General features: G+C 56.4%; 14 protein-coding genes. 5 read left to right on the forward strand and 9 right to left on the reverse strand.

All coding sequences use genetic code 11. The annotated features are described in order from the left end of the window. Positions 1-87 precede the first annotated feature (87 nt). Genes MLC59_RS11940 through MLC59_RS11955 form a run of 4 tightly spaced genes read right to left on the reverse strand, consistent with a single transcriptional unit; the run spans position 88 to position 6,789 of the window. The gene (locus MLC59_RS11940) at positions 88-1,242 is read right to left on the reverse strand and encodes a Wadjet anti-phage system protein JetD domain-containing protein (protein WP_248234495.1); all 1,155 of its coding nucleotides are present in this window, start codon (positions 1,240-1,242) and stop codon (positions 88-90) included. Continuing rightward, positions 1,226-4,549: an ATP-binding protein gene (locus tag MLC59_RS11945; RefSeq protein WP_248234497.1), complete on the reverse strand. Its 3,324-nt coding sequence runs from the start codon at positions 4,547-4,549 to the stop codon at positions 1,226-1,228. The genes MLC59_RS11940 and MLC59_RS11945 overlap by 17 nt, the downstream gene beginning before the upstream one ends. Beyond that, positions 4,546-5,286, reverse strand: a complete 741-nt coding sequence (locus MLC59_RS11950) for a DUF4194 domain-containing protein (RefSeq protein WP_248234498.1) — start codon at positions 5,284-5,286, stop codon at positions 4,546-4,548. Before MLC59_RS11950 ends, MLC59_RS11945 begins: the two co-directional genes overlap by 4 nt. A 6-nt stretch (positions 5,287-5,292) precedes the next feature. Continuing rightward, entirely contained in the window at positions 5,293-6,789 is a 1,497-nt protein-coding gene (locus MLC59_RS11955) for a DUF3375 domain-containing protein (RefSeq protein ID WP_427901724.1), read from the reverse strand. Between the two features lie 204 nt (positions 6,790-6,993). On the opposite strand from MLC59_RS11955, the gene sstT reads away from it, so the two are divergent. The 3 genes from sstT (at position 6,994) to MLC59_RS11970 (ending at position 10,445) form a co-directional block, all read left to right on the forward strand. After that, on the forward strand, positions 6,994-8,226 hold the full coding sequence (gene sstT / locus MLC59_RS11960; RefSeq protein WP_248234501.1) for a serine/threonine transporter SstT: 1,233 nt from the start codon (positions 6,994-6,996) through the stop codon (positions 8,224-8,226). Continuing rightward, complete coding sequence (locus MLC59_RS11965) at positions 8,226-8,738, forward strand: shikimate kinase (RefSeq protein WP_248234502.1); 513 nt, start codon at positions 8,226-8,228, stop codon at positions 8,736-8,738. Before sstT ends, MLC59_RS11965 begins: the two co-directional genes overlap by 1 nt. Before the next feature lie 96 nt (positions 8,739-8,834). Continuing rightward, entirely contained in the window at positions 8,835-10,445 is a 1,611-nt protein-coding gene (locus MLC59_RS11970; RefSeq protein ID WP_248234504.1) for a methyl-accepting chemotaxis protein, read from the forward strand. Positions 10,446-10,521: 76 nt separating this feature from the next. Here MLC59_RS11970 and MLC59_RS11975 read toward each other — a convergent pair whose 3' ends face one another. Further along, the gene (locus tag MLC59_RS11975) at positions 10,522-10,965 is read right to left on the reverse strand and encodes a hypothetical protein (protein WP_248234505.1); all 444 of its coding nucleotides are present in this window, start codon (positions 10,963-10,965) and stop codon (positions 10,522-10,524) included. A gap of 177 nt (positions 10,966-11,142) precedes the next feature. After that, positions 11,143-11,643 (reverse strand): hypothetical protein, encoded by a 501-nt coding sequence (locus MLC59_RS11980; protein WP_248234507.1) that lies wholly within the window; start codon positions 11,641-11,643, stop codon positions 11,143-11,145. Positions 11,644-11,906: 263 nt separating this feature from the next. Between MLC59_RS11980 and MLC59_RS11985 the strand changes: the two genes are divergently transcribed. Beyond that, positions 11,907-12,413 carry an opioid growth factor receptor-related protein gene (locus MLC59_RS11985; RefSeq protein WP_248234508.1) on the forward strand — a complete coding sequence of 169 codons (507 nt, stop codon included), beginning with the start codon at positions 11,907-11,909 and terminating at the stop codon, positions 12,411-12,413. Between the two features lie 288 nt (positions 12,414-12,701). On the opposite strand, the gene MLC59_RS11990 is transcribed toward MLC59_RS11985, so the two are convergent. From MLC59_RS11990 to MLC59_RS11995, 3 genes are read right to left on the reverse strand one after another with little or no spacing between them, the layout of a single operon-like run. Next, positions 12,702-14,648 carry a DUF3732 domain-containing protein gene (locus tag MLC59_RS11990; protein WP_248234509.1) on the reverse strand — a complete coding sequence of 649 codons (1,947 nt, stop codon included), beginning with the start codon at positions 14,646-14,648 and terminating at the stop codon, positions 12,702-12,704. Continuing rightward, positions 14,645-15,160 (reverse strand): three component ABC system middle component, encoded by a 516-nt coding sequence (locus tag MLC59_RS20140; protein ID WP_427901723.1) that lies wholly within the window; start codon positions 15,158-15,160, stop codon positions 14,645-14,647. The genes MLC59_RS11990 and MLC59_RS20140 overlap by 4 nt, the downstream gene beginning before the upstream one ends. Continuing rightward, entirely contained in the window at positions 15,157-16,368 is a 1,212-nt protein-coding gene (locus tag MLC59_RS11995) for an ABC-three component system protein (RefSeq protein ID WP_248234510.1), read from the reverse strand. The genes MLC59_RS20140 and MLC59_RS11995 overlap by 4 nt, the downstream gene beginning before the upstream one ends. A 232-nt stretch (positions 16,369-16,600) precedes the next feature. Here MLC59_RS11995 and MLC59_RS12000 point away from each other — a divergent pair, with 232 nt between their 5' ends. Beyond that, on the forward strand, positions 16,601-16,969 hold the full coding sequence (locus MLC59_RS12000) for a hypothetical protein (protein WP_248234511.1): 369 nt from the start codon (positions 16,601-16,603) through the stop codon (positions 16,967-16,969). The last annotated feature ends 135 nt before the right edge of the window (positions 16,970-17,104 follow it).

The following is a 17,104-nucleotide window of genomic DNA, read 5'->3' on the forward strand; positions in this document are numbered from 1 at the left end:
GTATGTAAGCCTGACCCGGGCGCGGAAACTGGCCTATGTGTTCGGGTATGGGCGAATGAGTGAGTGGTTTGAGGGGCTTTGCTGAGGCTATCCCTCGAGATTGCCAGCCCAGCGGGTAACGGCATCATGCACCACGGACACCGGCAGGAATTCCTGTTCCAGTCGGCCCCGGTCAGACCGGAGCAGCAGGTTGTAAAGCATAGCTTCTTCCCGGGTCAGTCCCGGCGGAATCATTTCAGATGCCGGCTGTGGTTCTTCCACAGCGTTTTCGGGGGCAAACCGTTCAAAGGTGAGTCTGTCCATCAAGAGTGGCGTCAGTCGTGACAGGTGCTCCCTGGCACGACCCAGCATGGCCAGTCCCCAGGTATCCAGGTCACCCCAATAGGCCACGACTTTGTCGGCCAGCCAGGGGGCCTGCAACCAGGACAGGTTAAGGCCTGATCCCAGTACTGCGATGGTATCGATTGTTTGCGGTAATTGGTGCAGGCAGCGCTCGTTTTCCACCAGTATCAAGTGACCGGCCGGTAACGGAGTATTCTGCAATTCCCGGGCCCGGACCCGCATTTGTGAGAAGGGCAGCAAAGACCCATCCAGGTCGGCGACCGGTAACCAGTGGTGGCCTTCGTCTTCAGCGCCCAGGAAGGCCTCCAGGCCGGTTTCGCTGGCCTGGCCGTCGAACCGGATGTCCAGCATCAGGGTGACCAGCTGGCGGTTGCGCTCGAAGAACTTGCTGTCGGTGCCGGCGACTGACAGCGCCCTGAGGGGCTTGCCGTCGGCGCAGCCGGGCTGGAGCTGGAGGGCAACCTCGCCGCTGCGAATGACGTCGCTCTCCGGTTTGTCCAACACCAGGCTGCGCCGGCGTACGATCAATGAGTGAAAGCGTGGGTCCAGGGCGGAGGCGAGGCGACTCAGGGCGTCGTATTCCCGTCTGACCTCGCTGCTTGCCGTGGCCTGCACCCATTGGCTGGGGGATTCCAGTGTCCAGTGGGTGGGAATGTCGATGGCTTCGCTGGTGCTCTGGAAGCGGACCGGCTGCCACTGGACCTGCCCGATCGTCACCTCCCGCCATTGCCGCAGATGTTCCCGCACTTGCCCGATTTTGTCCCGGACCGCTGCGCCGGTGGGCTTGCCGATGGCCAGGGTGAGCGGCCAGCTCTCCGGTCGCAACAGGCGCTGTTCCCGCAGGTCTGCATTCTGCCATTGCCGGGCCAGGCGGCTGGCCAGTTCAGCCGGGGACTTCATGGACTTTCCGGGTCATTTTCTCCGCGTGGGCTTCCAGGTTCTCCCAGCTCAGGGAGGTGAGGGTAGCCCGCAGGTCTTTGCGGTGCACCAGGATGGCCGAGCGGGTGTGGGCCCGTAGCAGTCGCATCTCTTTGTTGGGTGTGACGAATAGCGGATGCAGGCCAAATTCGTTCAGCGCCGAAATGATGCGCCCGGCCACGGCGTGGGAGCTCTTGGAGAAAGCTTCGTCCAGCACGATGGTGCCGAACAGAGGCTGGGTGGCACCGTCGGGGCAAAGGGCGTAACTCAGGGATGCGGTGAGGATGTAGCTGGCGATGATTTCCTTTTCACCACCGCTGCCACCCTGGGAGCCGGTACGGGTTTCGATTACCGCGCCGGATTCCCGGTTCAGCACCGACACTTCGAACTGCAGCCGGTAGCGTGGGTCCAGCAGGGCCCGGGCGCCCACGGTGCGCTTGTTGTCTGCCGCGTCCCGTAGCAGGGCCACCATGGCCTGCAGCGCCTTGAAATGGCTTTCGCCCTGGTCGTCTTTCAGGGCATCTGCCCGCAACTGCCGCTGCGCGCGCTCCAGCCGACGCAGGGACTCATGGGTAACCCGGCGGGGTTCCAGGCGCAGGTAGCGGCCAGGCTGGAAGTCGACCCGCCGCAGGGTGGCGTTCAGGTCGGCGATCCGTTCTTCAATGATGGCCACCTGGTTCTGGATATGGGCCAGAAGCTGGGTGACCCCCTGATCCGATGACTGGTTCAGGTAGCTGAGGAAACGCTCCAGCTTCTGGGGCAGGGCTTCCTCTTCCAGTACCCGCAGGCGTTCCAGGTATTCCGGGATGTCCTGGATGTTGCTGCCGGTTTCAATCAGCGCCCCGGTATCAATGGTGAGCGCCTTTTCCATCAGTTGGGTCAGGCTGAGTTCGTAACCCTGGATCTGTTTGCCCAGTTTGCCGATGGTTTTGTCCAGTTGCTCGCGCTGGTCCCGCTCCAGGGCTTCCAGGCGTTCATACTGGTCCGCTTTCGGGGTGCGGAAGTGCCTGGCGGCCAGCCTTTGATCGTCGTCCGTGAGGCCCTCGCCAATCCGGTCCAGCAGTTCCGTGCAGCGGGCCGTGGCCTGGTTGCGCTTTTCCTCCAGCAGGGCGAGGGTGGTTTCCTGCTGTGACAGCTGTTTCCGGCTTTCTTCCAGTTTCTGGCTGACAGTTTCGAATTCCCGCCGGGCTTTCTCCACATCCGAGTCTGGGGCGGTCAGTGCCTCCAGTCGGCTCTGCAGGGCATCCAGTTCACGCTGTGCGCTGGGCAGGTCGATGGCGTTGAATTCGGTATCGCCAAGCAGTTCGTAGAGTTTTATCTGATCCTGGGTGTCTCTGAGATTTCTGCGGGCGGTTTTGAGTTGCTGCTCCAGATCGTCCGCGCGCTTACGGGCTTCGCTCAACTCGTTGTTGAGCGCAGAGAGTCGGTCACGGTTGTTGAAGCCGGTCATCCAGCCCTTGTCGAGCCGCTGGTTGTCCCGCTTTTCAAAATGGCCCTTCTTGCCGGACATCAGCCCCTGTTGGGTCATGCCGTGGGGTGTCTGGCGCAAGGTTTCGGGTGAGTCCACGCAGTGGCGGTCGATGCCGGCCAGCAACTGCTTCAGGGCCTCCCGGTGGGGGTGGTCCTTGAAGTTCAGCTTGCGGGTGAAGCCGTCATCCATGAACTGTGCAGCGGCCTGGGGCAACTGGGCCTCCAGCAGTCGGACGTGAAGACGGTTGTCCCGGTTATTGATCCTGTCCAGGGCGGATTGCATGGCGGCGGGCGGTACCAGCAGGCGCAGACGGTGCCCGCCGATGGCCCGTTCGATGGCACCACGCCAGTCACGTTCTTCAGCTTTGACTTCCACCAGCTCTGCCACGAAGGGCAGGCTGTCTTCGTCCAGATTCAGGGCCTGGGCCAGTTCGCTGCGGAATTCCTGGTAACGCCCGTCGATGTTGGAGCCGGGGCGGGCCTTGATGCGGTCGATTTCTTCGCTGAGTTCAGTCAGGGTTTCGTTGAGTTTGCCATGACGAAGGCGCAGATCGAGCAGTGATTCGTCCTGTGTCTCCGCAAGTTCGGACAGTTCACGCAGCTTTTCCTCGCTCAGCTGCCTGTTCCGGGCCAATGCTTCGGGGCTCAGTGCACTGTCCAGATCAAGCTTGCCGGTCAGGGTCTGATAATCCCTGGCGTGGCGATCTCGCTCCTCAACCCAGCGTTTCTGTTGGGCGATCTGATCCTTCAGCTGCTCTATGCTGGCGCCGCCGGCCTGCAGGTAAATGTCTTTCAGTGTGTCGGCTTTGCTGTTGAGTTGCGCAACCGTGATGCCCAATGATTCGAGGGTTTCCTTGCCCTCATCAAGCTGTCGTTCCAGGTCCTGTTTCCGGTTGTTCCATAGCTCGTAACCGGTTTGCGCAAACCAGATGGGCAGGATGTCTTTCAGCAACAGCTGCTGATCCAGCTCGTTAGTGGCGCCCTGGTGCTTTTCGTAGGTTTCTGCAATGGGCAGCAGTGACTGGTGCTGCTTGCGGGCCGTTTCCAGTTCGCTGTGGATTGCGGCCAGGTCGTCGAACTCGCTGGCCACCTCGGCCGCCCGGTCAAACGCCGAGTGGTCGTCCAGCACCAGCTCGCGGAAGATTTCGTCAATGCTGTTGAGCTGCTTGAGACCGGCGGCACGGTTGAGCAGGGTGAAGGCATTTTCCCCCACTTCGAAAAAGCGTCGTACCTGGGCAAGGTAGGCTTTTTTACTGTCGTTGGCCTGTAAGCCGGGATTATCCCTGGCGTGTTGCTTGAGCTCCCGGGCGCCGCCCTCGTGGTGAATGGCCAGCCAGGTGTCCAGGCTCTGGTCGTCCTGTTCTGAAAACAGCCACAGGCGTTTCAGGTCGCTGGCGGCGGAGCTGCTGCCGTCGATCCAGAACAATGCCCCGATGCGAATGGCCTTGTCGCCGTTGGCGAAGCGGGCGCTCACTGCGGTTACGGTTTTACCGGGGCGTGCGATATGGCTGTTGTCGCCGCTGTTGTTACCGGCACCGGATACACCCCGGATATAGGAAATCAGGTCCCGGTCACTTTCATGGCCGCCGGTGGACGCCAGGTTATACCGGGGCTGGTGGGTCAGCAGGGTCATCAGCGCGTCCACCAGGGTGGTCTTGCCGCTGCCGGTGGGGCCGATAATAGCCGTGCCTTTCGGGTCAATCTCGGCGCAGTGCCGCCCCCCGAAAGGCCCCCAGTTGTACAGGTCCAGGTGGGTCAGGATATAGGCCGTGGGCGGTAGTACCTCGGCAGCAAAGAGATCGGTCTGGGGCTGGCTCATACATCCTCTCCGTCAGTGTCTCCCGGGGCGGACTGGCCGGCCAGTTGCCGGAAATGGTGAAGCAGATTCTGCAGGTTTTCCGGGTTTGCCAGGTGGGTGATGATCGGGCGAATGATTACCTGGTCGTTGGCGTCGACGTCCGAAACGATGCCGTGGTTTTTCAGGTTGTCCAGCAGGCTGCGCAGCCGCTTCTGGTCGCGGGTGTCGCTGCCGGTGTCGCCCAGGTAAAGCTGCAGTTGCGGCAGTAGCTCATCCAGTTCCACTGTGGCTTCTCCGGCGCCAAGACCGGCTTCCTGTTCGTGGGCGATAAAGTACTGGCGCAGTATGGCCACCAGCAGGGATTGCTCCATGGTCAGGCGCTGGCGGCGCACCAGCGGATGGGACCACTCGTCGTCGTTTTCTTCGCCTTCGCTGAACAGCTGTTCGGAAACCACAAGGAAAGCCAGCCCACGCACATCGTCCACTTTCAGGCGCAGGTCAAAGGGTTCCAGGATCTGATTGATCGCGGCGGTCTGGGTGACGGCAACCTGGTAGAGATTGGGTTTGCGGTCCGCTTCCAGCAATCCGAACTTGAGCAGTTCCTGGGCGGTGGCCTTTACCTTGCCGGGTGTGTAGTGGCCAGCCTCAGAGGCCGCTTGTTCATCGACGTCGTCCATGGCCTGGGGTGTCTGTTGCGGCTCGTCCAGGGCTTGTTGGTCTTCTGCCTGGCTTGTCAGGCGGTCAAAATAGTCAGACATGCGGGTTTACAGCTCCCAGTCGATGGATTCGGCGGCTTGCCGGGTCAGCCTTAGTTGCGGCACGTGGAAGCGCAGTTTGTGTCCGTTGTTGTCGGTGATTTCCACGGCTTCCCGGTCGTCGGCGATTTCCACTTCTGCCTCACGGGCCATGGCGAGCCACAGGGCGATGGTTTCCAGGTCGTGGGTGGGTGGCAGGTGAGTAGCCAGGTCGCCGATGCTCATGGGGCGGTCGGTGACTTTCAGCAGTTCCACCGTCTCCTGGTACAGGGCTTCCCGGTCGAGGCCATCGAAGGCACGCCAGAACTCTTCGTCGACCTCTTCGAGGTTAACGCCCTGATCAGTCAGTTCCAGCCCTTGTGCCTGCTCTTCTGTGGCGGACTTGAACCGCAGGCGCTCAACCAGTGGCAGACTGGAAACCGCCACGGCGACCGGAGGCAAGGGTGTGTCGCCCTTGCGGACCTTATGGCTGGACCAGTCGATGTTAAGAGCGGTGTTCAGTATGCCATTGAGCAGTTCGCCCACCCTGTGGTTCTCGGCGGCGAGCCCAGTTTTGAGGAAGCCTTTGACGTCTTTTTCGCTGCGGGCCCGGGCGCGGATAACGGCAGCGGATTCCTGGATCAGACGGATGACCAGCCAGCGCAACTCGTCCTGTTGCTGCCGGGACAGGGCGTGGCGGGTTGCCGGATTCTTCAGGATGGTTCGCAGCCGGTGTTTCATGTTGTCCAGCTCGGTGGACCGGCTGAGCTGCTCGTTGAAGTTGTGGAAAACCTTGCCCTCGGCGGTTTCCAGCAGCGTGTCGTGGCCGTCCAGCAGACGGTCAACGATTTCGCCCCGGTGATGCTGTTCGCTGACGATGGACTGGCGCAACTGCCGGTCCGCCTCCCGGTAGGAGTCTTCCACCCGGCGGAAGTCAGCCCGCAGGCTGGTGGCGAGGTTGTAGACTTCGCGGATGCCTTCTGCCGCTTCAGCGCCTTGCAGCACCTTGAAGCGACCGGCCTCCACCTCAGCCAGTTCGTGCTCCAGGTCTTTGATCTTGCGCCGTATATGGTCGGCACGGCTTTGGGCATTCGGGTTGAGACGGGTTTCCAGGTTTTCAATTTCCCGCTGTACCGTGGCCAGGCGTGAGGCGGTGGACGTCATGATTTTTTCGTCCAGGCCCTCCACGAACACCAGGGCTTTTTGCAGGGCATCGGTGGCCATCAGCCGCCCGTCGCGCTCGACGATTAGACCCTTGCGAATCCAGGAACGCAGTTCTTTCCGGGCATCGGCGGCCGGATCGTCGGTGGACAGTTCCAGGTCATCGCTGTTGGCGTGCTCGCGCAGGATGTCCGTCAGCATTTGCTGGGCATCCTCGAACAGGATTTCTTCCCGGTTCTGATCCAGCAGTGTTTGAAGGCAGCTGAGCACCAGCGGTCCCCTGGTTGCCGACAGCAGTTTCCAGGCGGGGTGCTGGTGTCGGGCTACCAGGTAGGAGCGGGTTCGCAGATGGGCTTGGTCATCCATGGGCATGCAGGGTTGTTGTCCGCAAAGCGTGGGCCGAAAGATAACGCCTATAGTAATGGTGAGAGTGGGGTGTAACAACGGAATCGTCAGAGACGTGCGGGGTAGACACCTGGCGGATACAGGTTGCGGGTAACCCGGGTCTCGTTAATCCGGCTTTTATGGTAAATTCCGCCGCCCGTTCACTCCTTTCAGCCGGAGCCTTTGATGTCCATCGGACCAAGCAAGCTTTTTCGTCCCCTGCTGCAGCTGGGCCTGATTCCCCAGATCATGATCGGTATCGTTGTCGGGGTGATACTGGCGCTGGTATCGCCTGAGACCGCCAGGTCATTTTCCATTCTTGGCCAATTGTTTATTTCAGCCCTGAAGGCCGTGGCCCCGATCCTGGTTTTCGTGCTTGTGGCCGCCGCCATCGCCGCCCATGAGAAGGGTCAGCCCACTCATATCCGCGGAGTGCTGGTGCTTTATGTTGTGGGTACCCTGGTTGCTGCGCTGGTTGCAGTTGCAGCCAGTTTTGTTTTTCCGACAGAGTTGACGCTGGACATGCCCGAGGTCAGTGGTGAGCCACCTGGCAGCATTATCGAGATCCTCAGGGACCTGCTGCTGAGCGTGGTGACCAACCCGGTGACTGCGCTGATGGAAGCCAACTTCATCGCCATCCTTGCCTGGGCCGTGGGGCTTGGGATGATGCTGCGCCAGGCCAGCGATGCCACCAGCAAGATGCTCAACGACCTGTCCGATGCGGTTTCCGGCATCGTGCACATTGTTATCCGCTTTGCGCCACTGGGTATACTCGGCCTTGTTGCCAATACCCTGGCCGAGACCGGTTTTGGCGCCCTGTTGCAGTATGGCCAGCTGCTGGCCGTCATCGTCGGTTGCATGCTGTTCGTGGCGCTGGTGACCAATCCACTGATCGTCTTCCTGAAAACCCGCCAGAATCCGTTCCCGCTGGTCTTTGCCTGCTTGCGGGGCAGCGCCATTACCGCCTTCTTCACTCGCAGTTCTGCGGCCAATATTCCGGTTAACCTGGAGCTTTGCGAGCGGCTGGAGCTGGACCCGGATACCTACACTATTTCTATCCCGCTGGGTGCGACCATCAATATGGCGGGCGCTGCTATCACCATTTCTGTGATCACCCTGGCTGCCGCCAATACCCTGGGCATCCCGGTGGACTTTGCCACAGCACTCCTGCTTTGTGTTGTCTCCGCGCTGGCCGCCTGCGGGGTCTCTGGCGTGGCTGGTGGTTCTTTGTTGCTGATTCCGCTTGCCACCAGTTTGTTCGGCATTTCAACCGAGGTGGCTATGCAGGTGGTGGCCATTGGCTTTGTGATCAGTGTTGTGCAGGATTCCACCGAAACCGCGCTGAATTCATCGACGGATGTCTTGTTCACCGCCGCCGCCTGCCGTGCGGCTGAGCGGAAAGAGGGGGTAGCAGGTTGATGACCGGGAACCTTGTGTTTATCGGTATGCCCGGCAGTGGCAAGAGTACCGTTGGGGTCTTGGTGGCGAAGCGACTGGGCCTGGGTTTTGTGGATACCGACCTGCTCATCCAGCAGGAAGCGGGGCGCACGTTGCAGGAAATTGTGGACCAGGACGGCTACCAGGCGTTGCGGAAAATCGAGGAACAGGTGTTGCTGAACCTTGATGTCCAGGGGCATGTCATCAGTACCGGTGGCAGTGCCGTCTATAGCGATGCTGCCATGAAACACCTCAAGGCAGACGGAACCGTGGTTTTCCTGGATATACCGCTGGATGTCGTCATCGAGCGCATAGGTGACTACAGCCTGCGCGGCATTTCCCGGCGGCCTGACCAGTCCCTGGGCGAGCTGTTTGACGAGCGCTTTGCGCTGTATACCCGCTACGCCGATGTGACGGTGAAGGGAGCGGGGCTATCTCATGATGAGGTGTGTGAGGCGGTGCTTTCCGCCGTAAATCGAGTATGCAGGCTCTGAACTGACTCAGATCAGTTAAAAATTGACGCAGATCTATAAAGTATTACGCCATACAGCCGTCATTCTTTGTAGTTGCTCACTGATCCCGGGAACCCCATGAAACAACAATACTCCATTCGTTTCCTGCTGCTCACCGCGCTGGCTATGGCCTTTATCGTTATCCTGGTGTTTACCCTGGCCTACAGTTCCTGGTCACAGCGGGCGCATCTGGAGGAGTACAGTCACAAGTACGTGGACAACCTGGCCAAGTCCTATTTTGATGGCCTGAATACCATGATGGTGACCGGTACGATCGGTAATCGGGAAGTGCTTCGTGACAAGGTCACTGCGCCGGAGGATGTGCTGGATGTCCGCGTGATCCGCAGTGACCAGCTGAACGCCATGTACGGTGCCGGCAATGCCGACGAGCAACAGCGTCAGCCCGAAGACCTGCAGGCACTGGACGGTGAGAAGGTTGAACTCTACAGCGAGAACGACCAGGGTCGGGTTTACACCATGATCGAGCCTGTGGTGGCCAGCGAGAATTATCAGGGGGTTAATTGCCTTGGTTGCCACCAGGCGCAGGAAGGGGATGTGCTTGGCGCCATTCGCGTAGACTACTCCCTGGCGGCCAGTGATGCGCGTCTGCACCGGCAATTGATGGTGAACGGTGGCATCCAGGTTCTGATTTTCGTGGTGATCTTCCTGTTGACCACGGTCTTCCTCGGTCGGCTGGTGTTCTCAAGGCTGCGCCGACTGCACGACCGCATGGACGAAATCTCCCGCAACTCGGATCTTTCCCTTGAGCTGGAGGTGACCCGCAACGACGAAATTGGCTCCGTTTCCCGCGCGTTCAACCGTATGGTCAGCAAGATCCGCGAGAGCATGCATACCGTGATGGATAACGCCGCCCAGGTGGAGTCCGCAGCCCGCACGATTGCAGCGAAGGCAGATACCACTGAGCACGAAGTCCTGGCCCAGAAGGACAATACCGACCAGGTGGCCAGCGCTACCACGGAGATGGCTGCCTCAGCCGTCCAGGTCCGCGAGAACGCCGTCTCCACGGCACGCAAGTCTGCTGATACCGCACGTTCTGCTGAGGAAGGTGAGGGCCTGGCGCGTAAGGCAGTTGCAGGCATCGAATCCCTCAATACCGAGGTGCAGGATGGCGCTCACCGCATTGAACAGCTCGATCAGCGCACTACGGAAATGGCGGATCGCCTCGAGCTGATCTCCGAGATCGCTGACCAGACCAACCTGCTGGCGTTGAACGCGGCAATAGAAGCTGCCAGGGCAGGTGAGCAGGGCCGTGGATTCTCGGTAGTGGCCGATGAAGTACGGGCGCTGGCTTCCCGGACCCAGGATTCAACAGAGGAAATTCGCCGTACAATTGATGGTCTGAAGAAAGAAGTCGCCGCGTGCGTCGGCACCATGCGCCACGCTTCTGAAATGGCGCAACACCAGGTTGATGCCATTCTCAAGGTTGAAAACGAACTTCAGACCATTGCCTCCGAGGTTCGGGAAATCACCGGCCTGAACGAGCAAATGGAAAACGCCGCCAACGAGCAGAGCGAGGTCTCGGACTCCATCAACCAGAACGTCATCGAGATCAGCCGCTCGGCAGAGCAGACGTCCAGCGATGCCCAGGAAACCGCCCGCATTGCCGGTGACCTGCTGACCATGGCAGAGACATTGCGCAAGACTATTGAGCAGTTCCGGTTGTCGTAGGTGTCGTTGTTTCCAGTCCCCATCCTATTGTGAAAGTGGACAAGGCCTACATTTATGTATCAGATCAACAGACTGGTTAGCCGGTTTTCCATTTCCGTCGGAGCTTTTTAATGGATGACCGGGGGTTAGATTTTTTATTCTCGGGCGTTAACAGGCACACGCAGCCTTTGGGAAGCCCAAATACCTTTTCGATCTGCGACTGAATCGTTTTAACCTTGGCGTCGCTCCTCGCTACCTTGAATCGCGAGCCCACGAGAACCCTGGGTGCAGGTTGTTCTGCATCGTCATCGAGGGTTTCAACATCTATTTCAAGCTTCCACGTGAATGGCTTACTGCACAGGGTTTTACCGGGTTTGCTCACCCGTTCGAGTATGACCTGATAGCCGTCATATTCGAGATCGTATTTAATATGCTCTTCAATTTTTTTGACGTTCTTTGAATTCCATGTGGTCCATTTGTTGGATTTCGTGGACACTTCGATTTCACATACTCTCGGACCAGCGTGAGAGTAATGAAGCATTAGCGAGTCCGCCAAATCCAACCGGCTACGCTTCGACCTGGCGATCTCTTCTCCACTCATTGTGAAGCAGGTTATTTTTGAGTGTGGTGGCCACTGGATCATAATGAAAGAACCTCGGTGAGGGGTTGGTGGTGCTGGCTGACGCAGGTTGCAACGGGCAGCACGCAGCTTGCAGGGTTAGATTTGATGCTCGGGGTAATCAAGACCTTCTTCAGCCAGCCACTCGCGGTAATACTTATCCCATTCGGTCAGGGTATATTGCAGAACAGCCGCAGCCTCTCGGGAAAGGATGCAATAGCGGGCGTTTTGTCGCTTGCGCATGGACAGGATCGGATCGATGCCCAGGCGCTGGGCAATTTTGACGTTGCCACCAATCCTGGATGCAATGCTTCGGTCCGACAATTGCCATGTGGCCTCCAGGTAGTCGTAGGGCAGGCTGTAGTTCCCCTCCCCATCAGGTAGATCCTCGACTAACAGAATGTGACACAGGTAGTAGGTCTTCCAGCTGACCTGATCCAGCAACTCGTAGATCGGATCTTCAGCCAACTCTTCGCGGGAAATCGCGCCTGCCTCATCCAGAGCCTGAACCAGCGCTTCGGCCCTTGCTTCGCCCACAAAGCGCTCGAAAAAACTCAGGACCTCGTCATCGGATCCCTTAATCGTAAAGTGAATCTCCACGTTGCCTTCTCCTGCTTCAGGAATTTTTTAAGTTTAGTGCACAAACTCAGTAACGTCAATATCGTTATGCCGAGACGATTATAACGACTAAAACGATTTGATTTGGTTGTGAAGTTACGTAGACTGAATTCATCTCAAGGAGTGGCGGCACAGGCCGTTTCAATCCTGGGCCTTCCCCGCGGTGCGGTGGCCCGAAAACAGCAGGCGCCAGGCCGGGGACGTAATTGACCAGGCGGCGGTACCAATAAGGCGGACAGTGAATCGTGACTAATGCTGAGCAACTTATCGCATTTTATAAAGACGACGCGCCAGATCATCGTGGGCGTCTCATTGAGGAGATCTGGCAGATGTCCGACTTCTGGCTGGAGCACACCCACGACTACGTGCAGTGGTTGTTTCCCATCCCGGAGGCCGGGCGCTTCAATGGTTTTGCCCCGCTACTCGATGTGACCGCCATCAAAGCCTTCCAGGAAGATCAGGCGCTGCAGGAGAGGCAGAGACAGTCGCTCGACATGATGCTGGATTTCCTGGCATTGCAGCGAACTGAGGGTGGCATCCGCGCCAAGCCAGAACTGAATATGAGGGACCATATCTGGCTAAAGGCAGGCGGGCATAACCATTTGCGCATTACGCGGATGATCCGGAGCCTGGGACTCTGCGGCCAGCGCAACCTTGCCCTTCAGCTTCAGGCAGCGGTTATCCAGATTGGTACTGAGAAAGGCCATGTGTCTTCTCAAAGTAAGGCGTATTGGCGATCTGCTCTCGAGTGAAAGCTTTCTGGGCAGCGGAGAGGGGGTGTAAGGTAATTTGGTACCCCCGGCAGGACTCTAAATAAAATCTAACATATTGGTTTTGTGGAATTTGTAAAAAACGGGATTAATTTGTACCCCCATTTATACCCCCTGGATCAGTGTCTGCCAGTTCAAGAGGGTGGTTGATCTATACAACGAATAGGATGCGTCCGAAAACGGTAGTGTCCTAATTTATTTTTGCGCTAATTGGCTTTGACTACTTACCCGTGATTTGATGGATAAGTAGTTTACCTTACGCAATAGTGATCAGTTTCTTGGCCAATCCTCGGGAACCAACTTTACACCATTTCGCCAACGCTCTCGCAATGCGGCTTGGAATCTAGGGTCATCATTAAAATCAGGGTGGTCAGTGATGATGACCTGAAGTTTTCCGTCGAGCTGGTCGATGACATCAAAGATCAAGCTGTATAGGCGCTTGACAGCGCGTCTATCGGCATCAATTTTTTCTTGTGTTGCTCCTTCTCCAGGCGTGGCGTCTGGAGAGAAATGAGCCTGTGAAGGTTGATCAAGCAGTAAAAAGGAGGGCACGGGTCTTTTTCTTGTCACGAACCAAGTGTGCAGCGCCAAGTGAGCAACGATGTGATATCCGACATGGTTCTCGCCGCTGCCAATCTCAGACATTGGGACTGGTCGTTCAGCTGTATCTGCAACTACGCTCAAAGCTCTGGGGTCAAGTCTTAGAGGGCTGTCTGAATATTCCAAATCTACTTTTGATGCATAGTCTGAAAGGAAGCGGTTGATATTCGAGAGGCATGAATCGAGCTTTTGTTGAATGACATCCGCACTAACTGCTTCTTCGAGCTCTTGTTGAAGGTCGGTTAATTCATTCAGTCTCTCTTGTTGCTCACTCAGATCTGGCACATCAGGAATATTCTCAACGTACAGGCTGATGCGACCCACAACCATAGCTCTCCGGGCATCTGTGTCCGATGCTAGTTGCAGTCTTTGATTTGATTTCTTGAGCGCTGTTAACAATGTCCGATTATCGTCGATCTTCTGTCGAACTTCAGTGAGCTTAGTTTCGACCTCCTGTATCGCCGATTCGATACGGGGAGTTGCTGAATCCATCGCTCCACTGCGTTCAGCAATGTATTCCTGCGCTTCACGAAGATCATCAAGGCTCGGTGTTAGAGATTCGGCGGGCAATTCCTGTGAGCACAGCGGACATGAATTTCCTGCTGAGTCTACACCAAACACAGAAACGGCATTAAGCCGGGCAGCGTGTTCATTGGCCTCCACTGAAAAACCCTTCGAACTGCCTTCGAAAGCTTTGGCTCGATCAAGCGTAGCTCGCAGAGACTGATGTTCTTGAAGTAATTCTCTACGTTCGGCGGTTAGCCGCTGGAATTCTTCCTCGTCGCTCATCTCAATAAGAGGGTTGGGAATTTGCTGATTCTGAATCTGATGCAATATTTCGATCTTTTCGTGCCAGGGGATTTTGCCACTAACGGATGTTAGGCCCGCTGCTTTTGCTTCTTCCAAAAGAGTATCTGCGCGAGTGACACCTCCATCCCCGCTAATCGAAGCCGCCTCCGAAAGTCTCCGTTCGATTTGCCGAATCTCGGATCGAACCAATTTCAGTTGCTGTCGTTTCGCAACGTAGTCGTCGGATACCGCACCCAAAAAGTAAGGCAAGGTATCTTTGATTGCTTGAGCCACGAATCGATCGTGTGATCCGTGGAACAGATGGTTTCGTTGCGCAATTTCATTTTGAGACTGTAAACAGTATGTCAGTGCGTGGCTCATAGTGGCAGCCAGAGGTGCGCGCGTCTGCCCTTGGGGAGGTTCATGTAAATAGTCAGAAAGTCCGACCCAGGAGTTTAAAAGGGCACGCAAGCCTTCCCTATTAGTCGTCTGCCTTAGGCTGGAAACTGGCGGTACCTCGAGGATTTGGCCAGTCTCAATATAAACGGCTTCATTTGATTTACGTTCGCCTAATGGTACTTGGCGAGCGACAAACGCTTGACCTTGCTGAGTTTGTAGGAGTAATCCAAACCAAGAAACGTTACGTCTAACCTTCCCTTCGGGTACATCGCAGGTTGATGAGCCAAAGCAGTATTCAATGATCCCCAGCATGGCAGATTTGCCTGTGCGCGAGTCACCGGAAATAATGTTAGCCTTCCCGATTTTGAAGGGAATTATCCGCTGTCGTTCATCATGGCTATAAAGAACGACTGCTCGTATCTGAATCATGCTTTCACTCCCAGCATTGCTAGCACTGTTGACGGCGCTCCTCCTTTGTATAGCCACCGCCCTACAAACTCAGCGCGTCGCGCGCATTCCCTGACTTCGTCGCTTGATGTTGTTCTGAGATAATTTGATATTGCCTTTTTGGACGCATTTGCTGCGACAACCCCTGAGCCCGTGAACGATATGAGGCCGTATTGCGCGCCAAGTAAAATGGCCTCCCGTATGTATTGCCTAAGTATTAATACCCCCTTAGCTATAGCGGATCGATCCATTGGGTGATCTGCTATCCAAGTGGCCAGGGAGGTTCTAGTTGTCAGCGGGAGTTGTGATCGAGTTTGTCCACGTAATACAAAACTAGCGCCGACAAACACCAGCTCAAGGGGTAGAGCTTGGGGATCGTTGGTCGTTTTACTTTCTGTGCAATAACCTCTGGCGATGTGCCAGACTACTACGGCACAGAACGCGGGATTCAGGAGGTTGCGTTGTTCGATGGTTCGCATATATCGAGTGTTCATGCCGCCCCTCCTTCTGCAGGGAGGTCGAAGATGGCTTCCAACCGTTCTTTAAAGTCGGGATGCCATCCCAAGCGACGCTCTTCGGCTAGCATGTGAAGCGATCCCCTGCATACCCAAGGGACGGTGACTCCTGAGCGAATAGGCATCGGGGCATCCTCTGCCCACTTCAAAATTGCGCGGCCCGCGCTCTTCATGGCTTCTTCCGTGGCCTCGGGCCCTAATTCGTCGCAAACTTGAGCGTGTTGTAGTTCCCACTCTTCATACAGCCATTGATCGTACTGCTCGAGATCAGCATCGAATAATAAATCATTACGGGTCCAAGCGGAGCGTTGTCGAAATGCCTTCAAATAGCTAGTGATGGCATTGCGAATGCGCACTTGGCTACCGCCTACCAACTCGACCTGTTTGTAAAAAGGCCGGCTTGCGAATTCTGGTAGTTGGTCGAGTGCGACCATTAATTCGTCGATTTCCTGGTCGATTGGTAGAGAATCCGGTTTTAGTGACTCCTGAATGTCCGATATTTTGGCTTCAATTTCTGCTCTAGGAATTCCTGGGCCGTGGTTAATCAATTCATGAACGACTCTATGGAACCACCATCCCTCTAGCATTTGGACGGACAAATCCTGATGATGCATTGACACAAAGTACAATTCGGAGTGGAGGTCTTTTTGAATTGACTCTGCATTTGGTTGAGCTGGAATGATGTAAATATGGCTAAGCAGATTCTCTCTCGATACGTCGTCCAGTTCGAGGAATGTCTTGAATGTTTCCTTTAGGTTCGTATTTGTAGATGTCGTCGCTGCATGCTTAAGACGATTTGAAGCTTCTTGGACGTTGCGGTGTGGATCATCAATACCCAATGCTGCACATGCGGTGCCTGGGTTCACCGAAGCGGTAGTTATAAGGAAACGTTTCGTGTGATTGGAAACCTCGCCACTGGACTGGCCTAGCATCCAAATGCGCAGAGTTTTCCAGAGGTCGGAACTGAGATCCCCAAGAGTTGCGGTAGCGTGCAGAGAGTGCTTTGCCTGTAATACTGAAATTGGCTCTTGATCTGCGGTAAAGCTCACGTCGTCGAGTGTTTCAATACTTACAACAAAGTCTTTTTGGCGACTTTGCCGGATCGACCACAGTAGGGCTAATCTCACCTGGTATAGATATCCAGCCATTGGGCCGGGGGCACTGTAAGAATTAATGCTGTCCGACACCAGTCCCTCCTCTCTATTCCTTGTCGTCAACGCTAGAAACTAAGGCCTCTGCATTTCTTCTTGAGGCGTCTTGGCGCTTACCTATCCATTCAAAATTGGTGGGGCGTGGCACCAGAAAATCAGAACCCGCGTTGAGGAGTATACATATTCGAGATAATTTGACACCTATATCACCTCTGTGAACCAAGGCACCAAAGGTGCCTTCCCTCCCATTCACAGAGGTATCTCCCCCATGAACGAACAATGCCCCAAGTGCCTGTCCGAACGGATTGGCAAGAACAATTATGGCAAGAAAGCCGCTGGTGTCGTCGGCGCGGCAGCCGGCGTTTATGGCGGCTATGCGTCTGCCATTGCAGGCGCTCGAACTGGCGCGATGGTTGGTGCCGTGGCTGGCCCGGTGAGCGGCATCGGTGGTGCGGTGATCGGCGGTTTGCTTGGAGGAGTTACTGGTGTCTCCGCTGGCATCATCCTGGGCGACGTGCTGGATGAGCAGGTGCTCGATAACTACCGCTGCCTGGAGTGCGGCCACTCCTTCAGCAAAGAATCTGAGCCCGAAGACGAGAGCGCCGATAATCCCATTTCCAGATTCCCAAAGGAGTAACCCCATGGCCCATCTGATCGAGCAAATGGCCTACGTTGGCCAAACCCCTTGGCATGGCCTAGCAGCCTGTCGGACTTAACCAAGCCCTATCGAAGTGAGATAATCCCTACAACATGGGCCATAACCGGACTTCAA

The sequence above is a fragment of the Marinobacter bryozoorum genome (assembly GCF_023156245.1).
Lineage (GTDB): Bacteria > Pseudomonadota > Gammaproteobacteria > Pseudomonadales > Oleiphilaceae > Marinobacter > Marinobacter bryozoorum.

Excerpts from the sequence above, each read along its gene's own strand:
- MLC59_RS11945 (WP_248234497.1), bottom strand. The coding sequence starts at position 4,549 with ATGAGCCAGCCCCAGACCGATCTCTTTGCTGCCGAGGTACTACCGCCC.
- MLC59_RS11990 (WP_248234509.1), bottom strand. The coding sequence starts at position 14,648 with ATGATTCAGATACGAGCAGTCGTTCTTTATAGCCATGATGAACGACAG.
- MLC59_RS11950 (WP_248234498.1), bottom strand. The coding sequence starts at position 5,286 with ATGTCTGACTATTTTGACCGCCTGACAAGCCAGGCAGAAGACCAACAA.
- MLC59_RS11970 (WP_248234504.1), top strand. The coding sequence starts at position 8,835 with ATGAAACAACAATACTCCATTCGTTTCCTGCTGCTCACCGCGCTGGCT.
- MLC59_RS11975 (WP_248234505.1), bottom strand. The coding sequence starts at position 10,965 with ATGCTTCATTACTCTCACGCTGGTCCGAGAGTATGTGAAATCGAAGTG.
- sstT (WP_248234501.1), top strand. The coding sequence starts at position 6,994 with ATGTCCATCGGACCAAGCAAGCTTTTTCGTCCCCTGCTGCAGCTGGGC.
- MLC59_RS11940 (WP_248234495.1), bottom strand. The coding sequence starts at position 1,242 with ATGAAGTCCCCGGCTGAACTGGCCAGCCGCCTGGCCCGGCAATGGCAG.
- MLC59_RS12000 (WP_248234511.1), top strand. The coding sequence starts at position 16,601 with ATGAACGAACAATGCCCCAAGTGCCTGTCCGAACGGATTGGCAAGAAC.
- MLC59_RS11955 (WP_427901724.1), bottom strand. The coding sequence starts at position 6,789 with ATGGATGACCAAGCCCATCTGCGAACCCGCTCCTACCTGGTAGCCCGA.
- MLC59_RS20140 (WP_427901723.1), bottom strand. The coding sequence starts at position 15,160 with ATGAACACTCGATATATGCGAACCATCGAACAACGCAACCTCCTGAAT.
- MLC59_RS11965 (WP_248234502.1), top strand. The coding sequence starts at position 8,226 with ATGACCGGGAACCTTGTGTTTATCGGTATGCCCGGCAGTGGCAAGAGT.